Origin of the sequence: Dokdonella sp. (genome assembly GCF_019634845.1) — a bacterium.
In the GTDB taxonomy this organism is placed as follows: Bacteria; Pseudomonadota; Gammaproteobacteria; order Xanthomonadales; family Rhodanobacteraceae; genus Dokdonella_A.
The window spans coordinates 131,500-146,052 of record NZ_JAHCAQ010000004.1; the positions used below are offsets into that span (position 1 = coordinate 131,500).

At 69.7% G+C, this 14,553-nt stretch carries 10 protein-coding genes and 1 riboswitch; all 10 genes read right to left on the bottom strand.

Annotated features, from left to right (window positions below; all coding sequences use genetic code 11):
• The 10 genes from KF903_RS04345 to KF903_RS04390 all read right to left on the bottom strand — a co-directional run bounded on the left by KF903_RS04345 (window position 1) and on the right by KF903_RS04390 (window position 14,388).
• A complete protein-coding gene (locus KF903_RS04345; protein ID WP_291211482.1) occupies window positions 1-1,929 on the bottom strand; it encodes a SpoIIE family protein phosphatase in 1,929 nt (642 codons plus the stop codon).
• Window positions 1,926-3,425 carry a GNAT family N-acetyltransferase gene (locus KF903_RS04350; RefSeq protein WP_291211485.1) on the bottom strand — a complete coding sequence of 500 codons (1,500 nt, stop codon included), beginning with the start codon at window positions 3,423-3,425 and terminating at the stop codon, window positions 1,926-1,928. The genes KF903_RS04345 and KF903_RS04350 overlap by 4 nt, the downstream gene beginning before the upstream one ends.
• Window positions 3,412-4,689: a hypothetical protein gene (locus KF903_RS04355; protein WP_291211488.1), complete on the bottom strand. Its 1,278-nt coding sequence runs from the start codon at window positions 4,687-4,689 to the stop codon at window positions 3,412-3,414. Before KF903_RS04355 ends, KF903_RS04350 begins: the two co-directional genes overlap by 14 nt.
• Window positions 4,686-7,241 carry an acyl-CoA reductase gene (locus KF903_RS04360; RefSeq protein WP_291211490.1) on the bottom strand — a complete coding sequence of 852 codons (2,556 nt, stop codon included), beginning with the start codon at window positions 7,239-7,241 and terminating at the stop codon, window positions 4,686-4,688. The genes KF903_RS04355 and KF903_RS04360 overlap by 4 nt, the downstream gene beginning before the upstream one ends.
• A complete protein-coding gene (locus tag KF903_RS04365; RefSeq protein ID WP_291211493.1) occupies window positions 7,238-8,419 on the bottom strand; it encodes a hypothetical protein in 1,182 nt (393 codons plus the stop codon). The genes KF903_RS04360 and KF903_RS04365 overlap by 4 nt, the downstream gene beginning before the upstream one ends.
• Window positions 8,420-8,744: 325 nt before the next feature.
• Window positions 8,745-10,172, bottom strand: coding sequence for an adenosylhomocysteinase (ahcY, locus tag KF903_RS04370; protein ID WP_291211496.1), 1,428 nt, complete (start codon window positions 10,170-10,172; stop codon window positions 8,745-8,747).
• Window positions 10,173-10,228: 56 nt separating this feature from the next.
• Window positions 10,229-10,319: riboswitch (S-adenosyl-L-homocysteine riboswitch) on the bottom strand.
• Between the two features lie 47 nt (window positions 10,320-10,366).
• Complete coding sequence (locus tag KF903_RS04375; RefSeq protein ID WP_291211499.1) at window positions 10,367-11,026, bottom strand: serine/threonine protein kinase; 660 nt, start codon at window positions 11,024-11,026, stop codon at window positions 10,367-10,369.
• A 17-nt stretch (window positions 11,027-11,043) separates the two neighbouring features.
• Window positions 11,044-11,568 carry a sigma-70 family RNA polymerase sigma factor gene (locus tag KF903_RS04380; RefSeq protein ID WP_291211501.1) on the bottom strand — a complete coding sequence of 175 codons (525 nt, stop codon included), beginning with the start codon at window positions 11,566-11,568 and terminating at the stop codon, window positions 11,044-11,046.
• 96 nt (window positions 11,569-11,664) lie between these two features.
• The gene (locus tag KF903_RS04385) at window positions 11,665-12,039 is read right to left on the bottom strand and encodes a hypothetical protein (RefSeq protein WP_291211504.1); all 375 of its coding nucleotides are present in this window, start codon (window positions 12,037-12,039) and stop codon (window positions 11,665-11,667) included.
• Window positions 12,040-12,168: 129 nt separating this feature from the next.
• Window positions 12,169-14,388 (bottom strand): patatin-like phospholipase family protein, encoded by a 2,220-nt coding sequence (locus KF903_RS04390; RefSeq protein ID WP_291211508.1) that lies wholly within the window; start codon window positions 14,386-14,388, stop codon window positions 12,169-12,171.
• Window positions 14,389-14,553 lie beyond the last annotated feature (165 nt).

Here is a 14,553-nt window from a genome sequence, read left to right on the forward strand (position 1 = left end):
TCAGGCCGTGGCACTGCGCCGTACCGCAAGCAGGGTGATGTCGTCCTGCGGCGCGCCCTGGCACCAGGCGAGCACGTCGTCGACGATCGCCGCGGCCAGCGTTGCCGGAGCCTGGCCGGTGTTGGCGCCCAAACGCGATTCGAGGCGCGCCTGGCCGTACAGATCGGCAATCTCGCCCGCTTCGGTCACGCCATCGGTGTAGAGCAGCAGGGTGTCGCCGATCGCCAGCCGTGCCTGCGCATCGACGTACTCGACCGCATCGAACGCGCCGACCAGTGCGGCATGCCGGGCCAGGGATTCCACTTGTCCATCCGCGCGCAGCAGCAGTGGCGGCGGGTGACCGGCGCAGGCATAGGTGAGACCGCCGTCGCGCCAGCGGTAGTGGGCCAGCACGAGCGTCACGAACATGCCGTCGTGGCCAGCGCTGGCGAGCACGTGATTGAGCACGGCCAGCGTCTGCGCCGGCGACTGGGTGCGGGCAGAGAAGTCGCGCAGGTGGGTGCGTACCATCGCCATGTACAGGGCGGCCGGCGTGCCCTTGCCGCAGACGTCGGCGATGACGAGCGCGACGGTATCGGCGTCGAGCAGCCAGGCATCGTAGAAGTCGCCGCTCATGAGCGTGGCGGGTTCGCACAGGCCATGGAATTCGAAGCCCGGCAGCGGGCCGCTGGCGCGGCTCCACTCTGGCCACGGCGGCGGCAGCAGGCGCTGCTGGATCTCGCGCGCGGCGGCCAGTTCGCCCTCGATGCGCTGGCGTTGCGCGGTTTCGCGCATGCGTTCGGTCTGGCTGCGCGCGAGCGCATCGAGCATGTCGTCGAAGGCGTGTGCGAACTGGTGGATCTCGTCGTTGCCGGCGCCCAGTCCGGTGCGCTGCGCCGCATCGCCCTGCTCGACGGCGCGCGCGACGCGGCGCAGCGCGTCCAGTGGCCGGGTCAGGCGCCGCGTGAGCCAGGCCAGCGTCACCAGCACGAGCAGCAGCGTGGCCAGCGATAGCGCCAGTTGGTGCGCGAGCTGGGCGCGGGCATTGGCCAGCACGCGGTCTTCCTCGAGCAGGCCGACGAGGCTCCAGCCGGTGTCGCCGACCGGCGCCCACGACATCCACAGCCGGCCGTTCGGCAGGTTCGGGGTGTCGAGCTGCATGAGCCCGCTTTCGCCGCGCAGCATGGCGCGCCCGGCGGCCTCCAGTTGCGGCAGTGCGAGCTTGTGCGCGATGTCGAAGATGCCGCTGCCGGGCGCCTCGATGTCGCCGCTGCGCGTGAGGTAATTGCCGTGCGCGCCGACGAGGCGGCTGGCACCGCCCCACGGGCTGCTCCAACCGGTATCGAACGCATCGAGCGCGATGTCGGCGGTCACCACGGCGGTGCTGCCGGTGTGCGTCTGCCATGGCACCGAATAGGTGACCATGCGCACGTCGCCGATGCCGGTGTCGAAGTAGGGCGCAGTCCAGTATGGCTGGCCGCTGCGCCGCGGCTCGACGAACCAGTCCCGCGTGCTGTAGTGGACCTCGCCGTCGTCCTGCTGCAGGCGCGTGAGTCGCCCGCCGATGCGGCCGACGTAGTACACGTGCGCATCCGTGGCCGGCGCGAAGGCGATCGCGCTGCCGTAGATGTCGGGGCTTTGTCCGACCACGCCGCTGAGGATGTCGAGCAGCGTATCCGGGTCGTGATCGAGATGACCCGAGGCGAGGAACCAGCCGGCCGAGCGCGTGGCCTGCATCACGGCGGCCAGGCGCGCGGCCAGCGCGGTGGCGCGCTGGCGCGTGACTTCGACCAGGAAGCTGCGCGCCTGGCGCTCGGCCTCGACGCGGTCGTCGTGGTAGCCCACGTACATGCGCACGCCCTCGCTGGCGACGAGCAGCAGCGCGAGTGCAACGATGAGACGCGCATGCAGGCGTGTCGCCAGGCGACCGAGCCGGCGCAGCGCCTTCATGCGGCGGGCGTGCCGTGTTCGCGCATCATCGTGCGCAGGCGCTGGCCGAGGTCGGAGTGGATCTTGAGCGCGTCGTAGTCGAAGCCCGGATCAGCCACATGGTTGTAGATGAGCTGGTCTTCGGCCGGCGTGGTGCCGGGCCAGATGCCGCTGAATACGAAGCCCAGCGCCTCCAGGGCGTCGCTCATGCGCGCGCTGTGCGCATCGGCGAGCGGCACTTCGAGCTCGACCACCGCCATGCGTTCGCGGCGCAGTTGTGCCAGTCGCGCGCGCAGCAGCGGCAGACTGTCCTCGCCCCAGCGCACGATGCGCAGCTGCGCCAGCTCCAGTCCGGCATGCAGCGCCGCATCCATGCTGCCGTGTGCGGGCAGGCTGGCGCCGGCATGTTCGGCCATGATCCACTGCAGCGGAATGCCAAGTCCGGCATAGATCGCCTGCAGTGCGGCGCGCTGCGTCGGTGCCGCGGTGATGCGGCGAGGCGTTTGCGCGCTGGCATCGAGATAGCGCACCGCGAGCATGCAGCTCTCGCGCTGGGGCAGGCTCTCGGCGATGCGGCGAAAACGCAGCGAGGCCGGCGCGTGTCCCGGCAGCAGCGCGCAGTCACGGAAGCCGAGCTCGTGCATGAAGCGCTGGGTGTAGGGATGGGCGGTCACCGCGTTGGTGAACAGCAGGCGCAGGCCACGCTGGTAGGCCACATCGAGCAGATGGTCGCCGAGCCGGCGCGCCACGCCCTGGCCGCGGTACTGCGTGCGGGTGACCACGATCGCCAGCTCGGCGCGCTCGGGCCGCTCCGGATCGCTGACCAGCGCGGCATGGCCGGCGATGCGGCCCGTGCCGGTGACCGCCAGCGCCGACTGCAGCGCGCCGCTGCGATTGAGCGCGATCACGCGCTCGGGAAAGTAGATGTGCTCGTAGGGATAGGAATAGCCGTAGGCGTCGTGGATCAGGCGACTGACCTCGAGCGCATCTTCCTCGCGCAGCGGGCGGATCGCGGCGATGGCGTCGTCGCTGGTGCCGACCTCGGCCGGCAGCACGCGCTCGCCGATCGGCTCCAGCGCGTGGTACTTGAGCAGTCGCGTCTGCTTGCCGCCGCGGCCGAGGTTGCGATACTCGACCTCGTCGAACGCGCTGCGCATCAGATGCATGCCGAGCCCGGCCTCGACCTGCGCCTGCGGCTCGCGCGCGGGGTCATAGGCGGTCACCCGCGTCGGGTCGAACGGCAGACCCTGGTCGTCGATGAGGATTTCCAGGCCCAGCACGTGGCGCTGCAGCGTGACGTCGAAATGCTGCAACTCGTCGGGCGCGAAGGCGTGGCGCACGACGTTGGAGACGGCCTCCTCGACCCCGAGCTCGATCTGCGCCAGGCCGCGTTCGTCGAAGCCGAGCGCCGCCGCGTAGCTGCGCGCGAGCGCGCAGGCCAGCGCGCTCGCGCCGGCCTCGTTGGTCAAGCGGAGCCGGCAGGCGCCGGCTGCCAGGCCCGCCTCAGCGCTGCTCATGGCGACGGTCGATGACGCGCTTGAGCTTGCCCGAGCGCTCGTTGATCTCGAGCGAGCCCGGTGCCGTCCATTCGATCGCGAGCGGATGGATCAGATCCTGCGCGATGAGGTCGGGCAGCATCGGTCGCTCGGCATGCAGGCGCTGCACGATGGCCGCGCCGAGCGTGGCCTGCTGCGCGGCGGCGGCCTCGCTGGCGAGGCGCAGCGTGAGGCGGTCGCGGTGCTGCGCGTGCTCGACCACGAGCTGGAAGTCGGTGGCGCCAAGCGGGTCGTGGAACATGCCGAGCACGCGCCGCACATCCTCGATGTAGAGGGTGGCCGGACCGACCCGGGCGCCTTCCTCGCTGCGTCCCATGAGGCGGAACCGGCGGTCGGGATTGCTGCCCGCCGGCTCGCTCCAGCAGGCCATGTCGCCGGCCGGGTAGCGGATGATCGGCATCAGCAGGCGCGTGAGGTTGGTGACCACCACGCGCCCGACCTTGCCTTCCTCGCGGATCGGCGTGCCGTCGACCTCGTCGATGATCTCGATGATCGCGTAGCGGCTGAACATGCGGTGTTCGTCGGGGCCGCAGGACTCGTCGTCGTAGCCGAGCAGGCCGGCATCGACGCTGGCGTAGCCGACCGAACGTGCGCTGGCGTTGGGGAAGGCGCGCGCCAGCGTGGCGCGCTGGTCGGCGTACATCGACTCGCCGCCGAACAGCAGGCGGCGCACCGCCGGGGCGGTCTTGCCGGCCGCGATGTAGTGCGTGGCCAGCGTCAGCAGCGTGGTCGGCGTGCCGACCAGGGTGGTGAGTCCGAAGTCTGCCACCGCGTGCTCGACGGTGGCCGGATCGGCTCGTCCCGACAGCGGCAACTGCAAGGTGTTGGCACGCGCATGGTCGAGCGAGCGCATGATGAAGATGAACGAGGAATACAGGTCGCCGACATAGAACAGGTTGGCGATGCGCTCGCCCTCCTGCAGGCCGCCGGCATCGAGCCCCATGCCGAACACGCCGGTGAAGGCTTCCCATTCGACGCGGCTGTAGATCGAGAACTTGGGCTCGCCGGTGGTGCCGCCGCTCTTGAACACCATGCCGTCGTGCAGCGGACCGGTCAGCAGGCGGTTGTCGCGTTGCGTGTTGGCGGCCCAGAACGACTTCTGCTCGACCACCGGCAACTGCTCCAGCGTCGGCCGCGACGGCAGCCCGGCATAAAGCTCGCGATAGTAGGGCGACAGTTCGCGCGCGACGGCGACGAGGGTGTCGAGCTCGTGGTGGCTGATCATGCGGGATTCCTCAGATCGACGATGGACTTGAGCTTGCCGGTGACCGGTGCTGCGACGAACTCGCCCAGCGCGGCGCCCACGACCGTGAGCGTGCTTGAGGCGAGCGCGCCTTCGACTTCCTCGCGCAGGATCGGGTCGCCGGCCAGCAGCAGCGTGCGCAGGGCGGACACGTCGGTGGTGGCAGCGGCCAGCACGCGCACGCAGATGCGATGCAGGCGGCCGTCATGGCTCAGCTCGATCTGCAGCGGGCCGCTGTAGCCGGCCTCGGCCAGCGTCTGCACGAAGCGGTTGTAGCTGAGGTAGTCGCCCACGCGGAACACGTCGCCACAGCGGCCGAGCAGCTCGAAGCGCGGCGCCGCGCGCCCGCAGGCGCAGGGTGCTTCGATCCAGCGCCCCATGTCGCCGATTTCGTAGCGCTCGACCGGCGCCACCGCGCGTCGCAGCGAGGTGAACACGAGGCGGCCCGGCTGCCCCGCCGCCACCGGGCGGTCGGCGTCGAGCTGAAGGATCTCCAGGTACTGCGACTGGGTCAGCACGTGGTAGGTGGTTTCGTCGCAGTGGCGGCACTGGTAGCCGAGCGGGCCCGCGTCATTGCTGCCGTACGAGGCGGCGCGGATCAGTTCCACGCCGAACTCGCGCGTCAGGCGCTCGCGCATCGCCGGATCCATGTGCTCGCCGCCGAAGAACAGCTTGCGCACGCCGCGGTAGTCGCGCAGCAATGGTGCCTGTTCCTCGAACAGGCGACCCAGGTAGAACGGCATGCCGAGCAGGGTGTCGACCTTGCGCGCGACGATCGTTCGTGCGACCTCGCCCAGATCCTCGATGCCGGCCATCGGCAGTTGTACCGCGCCGAGGTTTTCGAGGATGGACCAGAAGCTGATGAAGCCGCCATACAGGTGCCCGGCCATGAACAGGTTCATGCAGCGGTCGCGGTCGGGTTCGAGGCCGGCCGCGCGCAGGCCGTCGGCCGCCGCGCGCATCTGTGCGTGGTAGTCCTCCCAGCTGTAGGCCGAGAACTTGGGCGCGCCCGAGCTGCCACCGCTGCGTACGAGCAGGTGCGCCTGCGCCGGATCGGGTTGCAGCGCGACGAAGGCGGCCTTGTCCATGACCGGCGTGCCGGGCCGCAGCGGATTGGCGGGCGGGGTGAGCTCCTCGAAGCTCGACACGTCGCGCAGCGCGGGGCCAAGCTCGATGCCGACGCGCCGGCTGTAGCGCTGCAGCGCGTAGACGCCGTCGTGCGGTTCGCCGGCATAGCCGCCGAGCTGTTCGCCCACGCGCGTCACGCGCGTCACGCCGGCGGCGATGAGCCGCGTCGACAGCGCCGCGATGCGCTCGATCGGTGCGGCCAGTCCTGCCGTCTGCAGCCAGCGCCGCATCGGCCGCAGCGTGTCGACGATCTGCGCCGGCTGCAGCGGCTTGATCCAGATGCTGCGGAACAGCGGCGAGGCGCGCAGCGCCGGATGGTCCTCGGCAAACACGCGCCAGGCGCGCCCGGGCGCGCTGATGACGCGCGTGGTTCCAGCCCAGGCGCCTTCCAGCTCCGCCAGCAGATGCGCGGTGGTGATGTCGGCCCATTCCTGTTGCTGTGGCTGGGCGCCCGCTGCGCTCGGCATACGCGCGGCGACGCGCGCGAGCACCTGCGCGAAGCGCTCGGCAAAGGCGAACAGTTCGGCCCGGTCGGACACCTCCACGTACAGGCACTGCGGGCTCGAACAGGCCTGCTGTTCGAGCAGGCACACTTCGCTGGCGGCGGCCTCGAGCACGGCTTCGTCGGCCAGGCACTGCGCGGCGAGGTAGGCGAACGAGATCTTGTGGCCCCAGTCGACCACGCGGCAGCCGCTGGGCGCCAGCGCGGCGATCGAGGCCACCGCGGCCTCGCCGCCCCAGGCGGCAATGCCGTCGGCCAGCGCGAACAGCGGCTTGAGCCGCTCGATCTGCCGCGAGGGCACCGCCACCACGCTGATGAACGGCGCCAGCGTGCCGCTGGCATCGCAGTCCAGCAGGGCGGCCAGGAGCTGCTGCGCGAATGGCGGCGCCTGGCCGCTGGTCTTGAGCACGTTGAGGTTGCCGGCAAGCAGCCCCTCGACCACCGATAGCGGTGCCACCGTCGCCACGTTGCCGGGCGCCACGTGCACGAGCAGGCCCAGCGGCGCCCAGGCCTCGAAGGCGCCGTCGCCGGCGTCGATGCGGCGTGGCACGTGCGGGCGCAGGCTGCCCAGTTCGCGCCGCAGCTTCTGCCGCAGCGCCTCGGGGGTAAGGTTGTCGCGCACTGCAGCCAGCGCTTCGCGGGCCTGCTGCGCGTCGGTGGCCGGATCCTGCTGCAGGGTCTGCAGCAGTGCCGCCACCAGCGCCGCATCGTGGCCGGGGCCATCGCCCAGGCGCGAGCACAGCGCGTCCGCTGCCTGCAGCAGCGCGGCCAGTGGCGCGGTGCGTGACAGGTCGTGGTGCAGGTCGCCGGCCAGCGTGGCGAGCCGCGCATCGAGCGCGGCATCGTCGAGCCACTGGCCCTGCCAAAGATGCGGCGTGCGTGGATCGGGCAGGATCGCGTTCATGCCGCATTCCCCTTCAGCAGTTCGGCGGCGGCCACCGCGCAACTGCGGTTCTTGCCCTGGCCGGCGCGGCCGAGCAGGTCGAACCACGGCGCCGCGAGGCCGCAGCCGCAGGTCTCGCCCGGATACCAGGCGGCAAGGTCGCCCATCAGCACGCTCTGCGTCGGCGCCGCGGTGAAGTAGGGCGCGAGGAAGTGCAGGAAGCCGGGCTGGCCGGCCGGCAGCACCGCGAGCGTGGCCACGTCGCGCACCACCACGCGCGACCACACCGGCACATGGAAGCGGTGCCGCGGGCACTCGACATAGGGTACCGAATGCTCGACCGAGCCGAAGCCGTCGCGCACGAGCGCGGTGGGGATGCCGAGCTGTTCCTCGATGCGCGCCTGCAACTGCGCCTTCGGGATCGCCTTGTCGGCCTGGCCCTTCCAGCCGCCGCCGAAGAAGGTCATCGAGCCCGGCGCGAGCGTGAGTGGCGGCAGGCCCAGCGCGCGCATGCGTTCGAGCGTGGCGTTGACGAAGGCCGGGAAGCCGAAGATGCGCACCGGCAGTCCCTGCTCGGCAAAATCCTGCAGGGCGCGGATCGTGCCGAAGATGTCGAACTCGTGGCCGCCGCTGCCGGTCGCGCGCAGCACGTAGCGCGCGTCGTGCGCCGGCGCGTAGCGCATCAGCGAGTGATCGGTCCACGAGGTCCCGGTCTTCATGTTGGGCTGCGGCTCGTAGCTCACGAGCAGGTAGTTGACCGCTGTGTCCTGGATCCAGCCGTAGTGGCGGAAGATCTTCTCGACCATGGCCTGGCCGGCGCCAATCGACCAGGCATCAAAGAACATCTGCGACTTCTGGCCCGTGGTGCCCGATGAGGTCAGGTGCAGCACCACGTCCTCGGGCGCGACCGAGCAGACCTCGTGGGTCTTGAAGAAATTGGCATGGATCGGCGGCAGCGCGGCGCAGTCGGCGATGCTCGCGACGCGGGCGTCGCGCAGTCCGTGCTGGTCGAGCAGGCGGGCGTAGAACGGGTTGCGCTGGCGGTGCCAGTCGAGGATCTCGTTCATCGCGGCCAGGAATAGCGCATCGGCTGCCGCGCCGTGGGCATAGGGTTCATGCAGGTCGCCCAGCGCCTGCACCTGGGCCAGTCGGGCCGGGTCGGGCACGCGCGGTGGGGAGTGGTCCGCCGTCGGGGTCATCGTCGCTCCGTTGCTGGTGGCGCGCCCATGGCGCGTTGCGGACGGGGCAGACCGCCGGGCCACGTCGGCGGCGTCGCGGCGATGCTGCCTCCACCGCCGCTGCCGCGCACGAGCCGACCCACCGCCAGACCAGGTTCTTGCGCGACTGCCCCTGCCGATGCGCGCCCGCGATGTCGGCATAGGCTAAACCTTTTCGCGCCGTCGCGGCCAGTGCGCGCCGACCTCGCTGCGGCGCGCACGTCGGCGCGTGGCTGCGTGACTCGCCACAACGCAAAACGGGCGCCTCGCGGCGCCCGTTTTTCAGACTGCGATCGACGTCGACCGCTCAGTAGCGGTAGTGGTCGGGCTTGTACGGTCCTTCCACCGGCACGCCGAGGTAGGCGGCCTGTTCGGCGGTGAGCGTGGTCAGCTTCACGCCGATCTTTTCCAGGTGCAGCCGCGCGACTTCCTCGTCGAGCTTCTTGGGCAGGATGTAGACCTTGGGCTCGTAGCGGTCCTTGTTCGCCCACAGGTCGATCTGCGCCAGCGTCTGGTTGCTGAAGGAATTGGACATCACGAAGCTCGGATGGCCGGTGGCGCAGCCGAGGTTGACGAGGCGCCCTTCGGCGAGCAGGAAGATGCTGCGACCGTCCTTGAACGTGTACTGGTCGACCTGCGGCTTGATGTTGGTGTGGCGGATGCCGGCCAGCGCCTTGAGCGCGTCGACCTGGATCTCGTTGTCGAAGTGGCCGATGTTGCAGACGATGGCCTGGTCCTTCATCGCCTGCAGGTGGGCCAGCGTGAGCACGTCCTTGTTGCCGGTGGTGGTGACGTAGATGTCGCCGCGGCCCAGCGTCGATTCGACGGTATTGACCTCGAAGCCTTCCATCGCCGCCTGCAGGGCGTTGATCGGATCGATCTCGGTGACGACCACGCGGGCGCCATAGGCGCGCAGGGAATGCGCCGAACCCTTGCCGACGTCGCCGTAGCCGCACACCACCGCGACCTTGCCGGCGAGCATCACGTCCATCGCGCGCTTGAGGCCATCGGCCAGCGATTCGCGGCAGCCGTAGAGGTTGTCGAACTTGCTCTTGGTGACCGAGTCGTTGACGTTGATCGCGGGCACCAGCAGCTTGCCGGCTTCGGCGAGCTGGTAGAGGCGATGCACGCCGGTGGTGGTTTCCTCGGATACGCCCTTCCACTCCTTGACCACGCCGGCCCAGAAGCCGGGGCGCTCGGCATGCACGCGCTTGAGCAGGTTCTTGATGACCTGTTCCTCGTGGTTGCCCGACGGGGTGTTGACCCAGTCGGAACCGTTTTCGAGTTCGTACCCCTTGTGGATCAAGAGCGTCACGTCGCCGCCGTCATCGACGACGAGCTGCGGACCCTTGCCGCCGGCAAAGCTCAGCGCGTCGAGCGTGCAGTCCCAGTATTCCTCGAGCGTCTCGCCCTTCCATGCGAACACCGGGGTGCCCGAGGCGGCAATCGCGGCGGCGGCGTGGTCCTGGGTCGAGAAGATGTTGCACGAAGCCCAGCGCACGTCGGCGCCGAGATCGCGCAGCGTCTCGATCAGCACCGCGGTCTGGATCGTCATGTGCAGCGAGCCGGTCACGCGCACGCCCTTGAGCGGCGCCTGCGGCGCGTACTTCTTGCGGATCGACATCAGGCCCGGCATTTCATGCTCGGCGATGTTGATTTCCTTGCGGCCCCAGTCGGCCAGCGTGATGTCGGCAACCTTGTATTCGCCCATGGCGGGCTTCGTCACAGCGTTCATGTGCAACTCCGGTTCGGTCAGGCTCGCGCGGCGGACATGCCGGCGCGATGCGTGAGGGTCAACGGGCGCAGTTGCAGGGTGGAGCTGGATGCCGGCCGAGCCTGATTCCGGAACCAGTGGCCCGGACTTGCAGCGCCCCTCGACGGCGAGGGGCGTCATTATATCGCTGCTTCGCGATGGACGGATATATGGGCTCAGGTGCGCTCGAAGCGCAGCAGTTCGTCCAACTGCGCCTGCGCCTTGCGCAGGCTGCCGCCGCTGAGGCTGGCGTCCATTTTCGCGCCGAGCGCGGCACGTTCGGGGCGGCGTGCCCAACGATGCAGCCACGCGGTGCCGAGCAGGCCGGCGGCGCCGAGGCCGTAGCCGATCCACAGCATCGACGGTGCCGTGTGCGCGAGGTCCACGCCGCGCAGTCCGGCCAGCACCTGCAGGATCGCGATCCACAGGAACCACCAGGGCAGGCCAACGACCATGCCGCTGCGGATGTACAGCTTGCGCAGCCGGGCCAGCCGTTTCTGGATTTCCAGCACCGGCTCGGCGTGGTCGATGCGGCCGATCTGGCCGAGCACGATGCCGGCGCTGACGATCGCGAACACGCCGTAGGCATGCACGATCACGCCGGCGACGATCACGGCCGCGTGCTGCGGCTGGCTGGCCCACAGCAGCGTGGCCAGCGCGATGAACGGCAGGCCAAGCAGCAGCATCTGCGCGAGCTGACCCCAGAACAACGGGCGCAGGCTGCCGCGCAAGCGGTCGACGCGGCCCGCGCGGAAGATCGCCAGGTTCAGTGTCGACTGCCGTTCCAGGCTGCGATCGAGCGCTTGCCAGGCAGGTTTGAGGTCATCGAGTTCCATGGTCGTCTCCGTGGTTGTCAGGTGGCGGCGGCGAGCTTGTCGCGCAGGCTCGACTTGAGCCGCCCGATCTTGGTCGCCACGTTGGTTTCGGTCAGGCCGAGAATCTCGGCAATCTCGCGCTGGCTGCGTTCGTCGAGATACAGCAGCAACAGCGCGCGGTTGAGTGGATCGAACGAGTCGATCAGGCGGTACAGTTCGCGCACGCGCGCAGCGGACTCGGCGTCGGCTTCGTCAATCGCCACCTCGTGGTCGGCTGGATCGAGCGCCTGATGATGCTGGTCGTAGCGACTGCGCTCGCGCAGGTGCGAGATCGCCACGTTCAGCGCGACGCGGTACATCCAGGTCGAGAACGCGCGCGTACCGTCGTATTGCGGAAACGCGCGCCACAGTTGCGCGGCGATTTCCTGCGCCAGGTCCTCGCGGTTCTGTGCGCCGCGTGCATAGCTGTTGGCCACCTTGAACACGACGCCGCGGTGGCGTTCGAGCAGGGCCTGGAACTGTTGTTGCCGCGCCTGCGCCATCGTCAGTACCGCACTGGTCATGGACCTCACTCCGGGTTGTCTGCCGGAATGATTCGCGCCGGGGCGCGAAATATCACACCCGATGGCGGCGCCTTGCCGCAGTCGTCGGTGGCGGTCTCAGCCCGGCCTGGGGAAGAACGGATCGAGGTCGAAGATGCGTTCGCCGCCGGGCTCGGTTCCGGCCGTCACCGTGATGCCGATGCCGTCGGCGGTGGTCGCGTACTGGCCGTCGAAGCCCAGCCGCACCTCGACCCGCGTGGCGGCATCCAGCGGCAGTTCGACGATCCGGAAATCGAGCTCCTGGCCATCGTCCCAAACCGACACGCGCAGGCGATCCGAACCCTCGCCGCGGTCGACGCTGCCGGTGGCCGTGCCGCGCACGATCACCTCGACGCGCGCACGCCCGTCGGCGCCTGCGGCACGCTGCACGCCGGCCACGGCCCAGCCATCGCGCGTGACCGTGCTGGATGAACGGTTGCTTGTCTCCGACATGATGCACCCCTCGAGCAGTGGATCGCCGCCGCCCGGCTTGGCTGCGGGCGACGTGCTGGCGACGCTAGCGGCAAAGGCCGGCCGCGGCAATGCGTGCCTGTTCGCGGGCCGCGGCCGGCGCGCCGGTTGCTAGTGATCGGGTCGCAGCAGCGAGCCGAAGGTGAGGTAGAACGCGTTGTGGCTGCCCTGCGCATGGCCATAGCCGAGGAACATCGGTCCCAGTGGCGTATCCATGCCGAGGAACAGGCTGCCGGCGAAGGCCATGTCACCCAGGCGCACCTGACCGGGCTCGTTCCACAGGCCGCCGGCTTCGAGACTGCCGCCCAGGTACACCGGCACACTGAACAGCGCGCTGGCGTCGGTCAGGCGGTGGTAGTAGACCGTGCGCGCCAGCAGCGTCTGGCGCGCGAAAAGCTCGTACTCGGTATAGCCCGACAGATTGCCCAGGCCGCCGAGCGGGCTGTAGGCCGCCACGAAGTCAGCGCCGCCATGCGCCAGGTTGCCGCGCAGGCCGAACAGCAAGTGGTCGCTGCGCGTGGGCGACCACGCGTGGTCCCAGCGCAGGCGCGTCAGGTTGGCGGTGTCGCCGCTGCTGAGCTGGTGTGGCAGGTAGTCGTGTGACAGATCCAACCGTGTGCCGCGACTCGGGAACCCTCCGCTGTCGAGGCTGTCGTGCGTGAGGCGGAGCTGCAGGCCGCCCAGATCGTTGCGGATGCCGGGAATGTCGGTGCCGATCTTGAGCTGCGCGCTGGAATGGATGTACTCGAGCGTGGCGCCGAACTGCCAGTGCGGGCTGGGCGAGTACCCCAGTTCGAACGCCGCCGTGGTGTTGCGCAGGCGGTACTGCGCCACGTCGACATGGCCGCCGAAGCGCAGCGGAAAGTTGAACGCCGAGTAATCGAAGTAGGGTGAAACGTGGAACTGGCCCGCGCTGCCGAACGGCTGGCGCAATTCCGAATGCAGGCCCGTGATGCGGCCCAGTTCGACCCGGTTGCGCCACTCGCCGCCATGCTGGTTGAGGCCGGTGAAGTTGGCCTCGCCCGTGAGCTGGTAGCCATTGCGGCCGGCGAAGTCATCGGACAAGCGCAGGCCCGCACGCAGGAAGTTGGGCCCCCAGCCCTTGTCGACCGGTACCACGAGCAGACCGGTCTCGTCGCCGCGCCGCTCGAGCGTATAGGTGATGCGCTCGTAACTGCCTTCGCCGAATGCGCGGCCGATCTCGTGCTCGGTGCGTCGCACGTCGAACGGCTGTCCGACCAGCGGCGACAGCCGATTGTCGACGTAGCCGGCGGTGCGGCTGCGATTGCGCTGCACGTCGAGGAAGGCGATGAGCGGTGCATCGAACGGCCGCGTGCGATGGCGCGCCTGGAACGCGGCGTAGCGCTCGGCATCGACCGCATAGCGGCGCAGTTGCGGCAGCGCGGCTTCGGCGGCTGCCTCGCCGATCGCCACGCCCCGCTGCGCCTGATCGAAGTCGGCGCTGCCGAGGTCGCCCAGGTCGGGCCTGATCAGCAGGTCGTCGGCACCGAGCGTGGCGATCTGGGCTTCGGTCTGCCGCCGCATCAGCGCGGTCAGCATCTGGTTGGCGATCGCGAACGGCGAATTGAGCTTGTCGTCGGGCGCCAGCACCGCGCTCACGTCGACCGCGATGATGCGCGTGGCGCCCATGTCGCGCGCGGCATCGATCGGCAGGTTGTCGGTGATGCCGCCATCGACCAGGAGCCGGCCATCGATGCGCATCGGCGCAATCGCGCCCGGCACCGACATGCTGGCGCGAATCGCCAGGGCGAGGTCGCCGCGCGCGAACACCACCTTCTCGCCGCGTCCGATGTCGGTGGCAATGGCGCGGAACGGGATCGGCAGCGCGTCGAACTCGTCGACGCCGATGACCGACAGCAACAGCCGGCGCAGGATCAGTTGCAGCTTCTGGCCCTGGATCGCGCCGCGCGGGAACGCGATGCGGCCGTCCTTGAGGCCCAGCTCGACGGCTGCCACGAAGCGCAGGTCGTCCTCCTTGCGCCGCATCGGCAGGTCCTCGCGCGAGGGGTCGTCGCGGAACGTGTCCCTCCAGTTGATGCTGTCGAGGGCGGCCACGATCTGCTCGGAGTCGTAGCCGCTGGCGTACATGCCGCCGACGATCGCGCCCATCGAGGTGCCGGCGATGCAATCGATCGCGATGTGTTCACGCTCGAGCACCTTGAGCACGCCGATGTGGGCGGTGCCGCGCGCGCCGCCGCCGCCAAGCACGAGGCAGGTGCGTGGCGCGGTGGTCGAATCAGCGGCGACGGCGGTTGCGCCGGGAGTGGCGGCGAGAACGAGAACGAGGCAGGCGAAGGCAGCAAGGCGCATGGGATCGCGGGTCGCGGCAGCACGGGGTGGGGCATTGTGGCGCGATTGCGTGTGCCGATGTAATGGCGCCGGCGCGGTCGTTGCCGTGGCTGACTGCGCGCCGGCTGCGCGTCGTGCCTGGGCGCACCGTTGCGGGAATCGGCACCGCACCGCGTAACAGTCTGG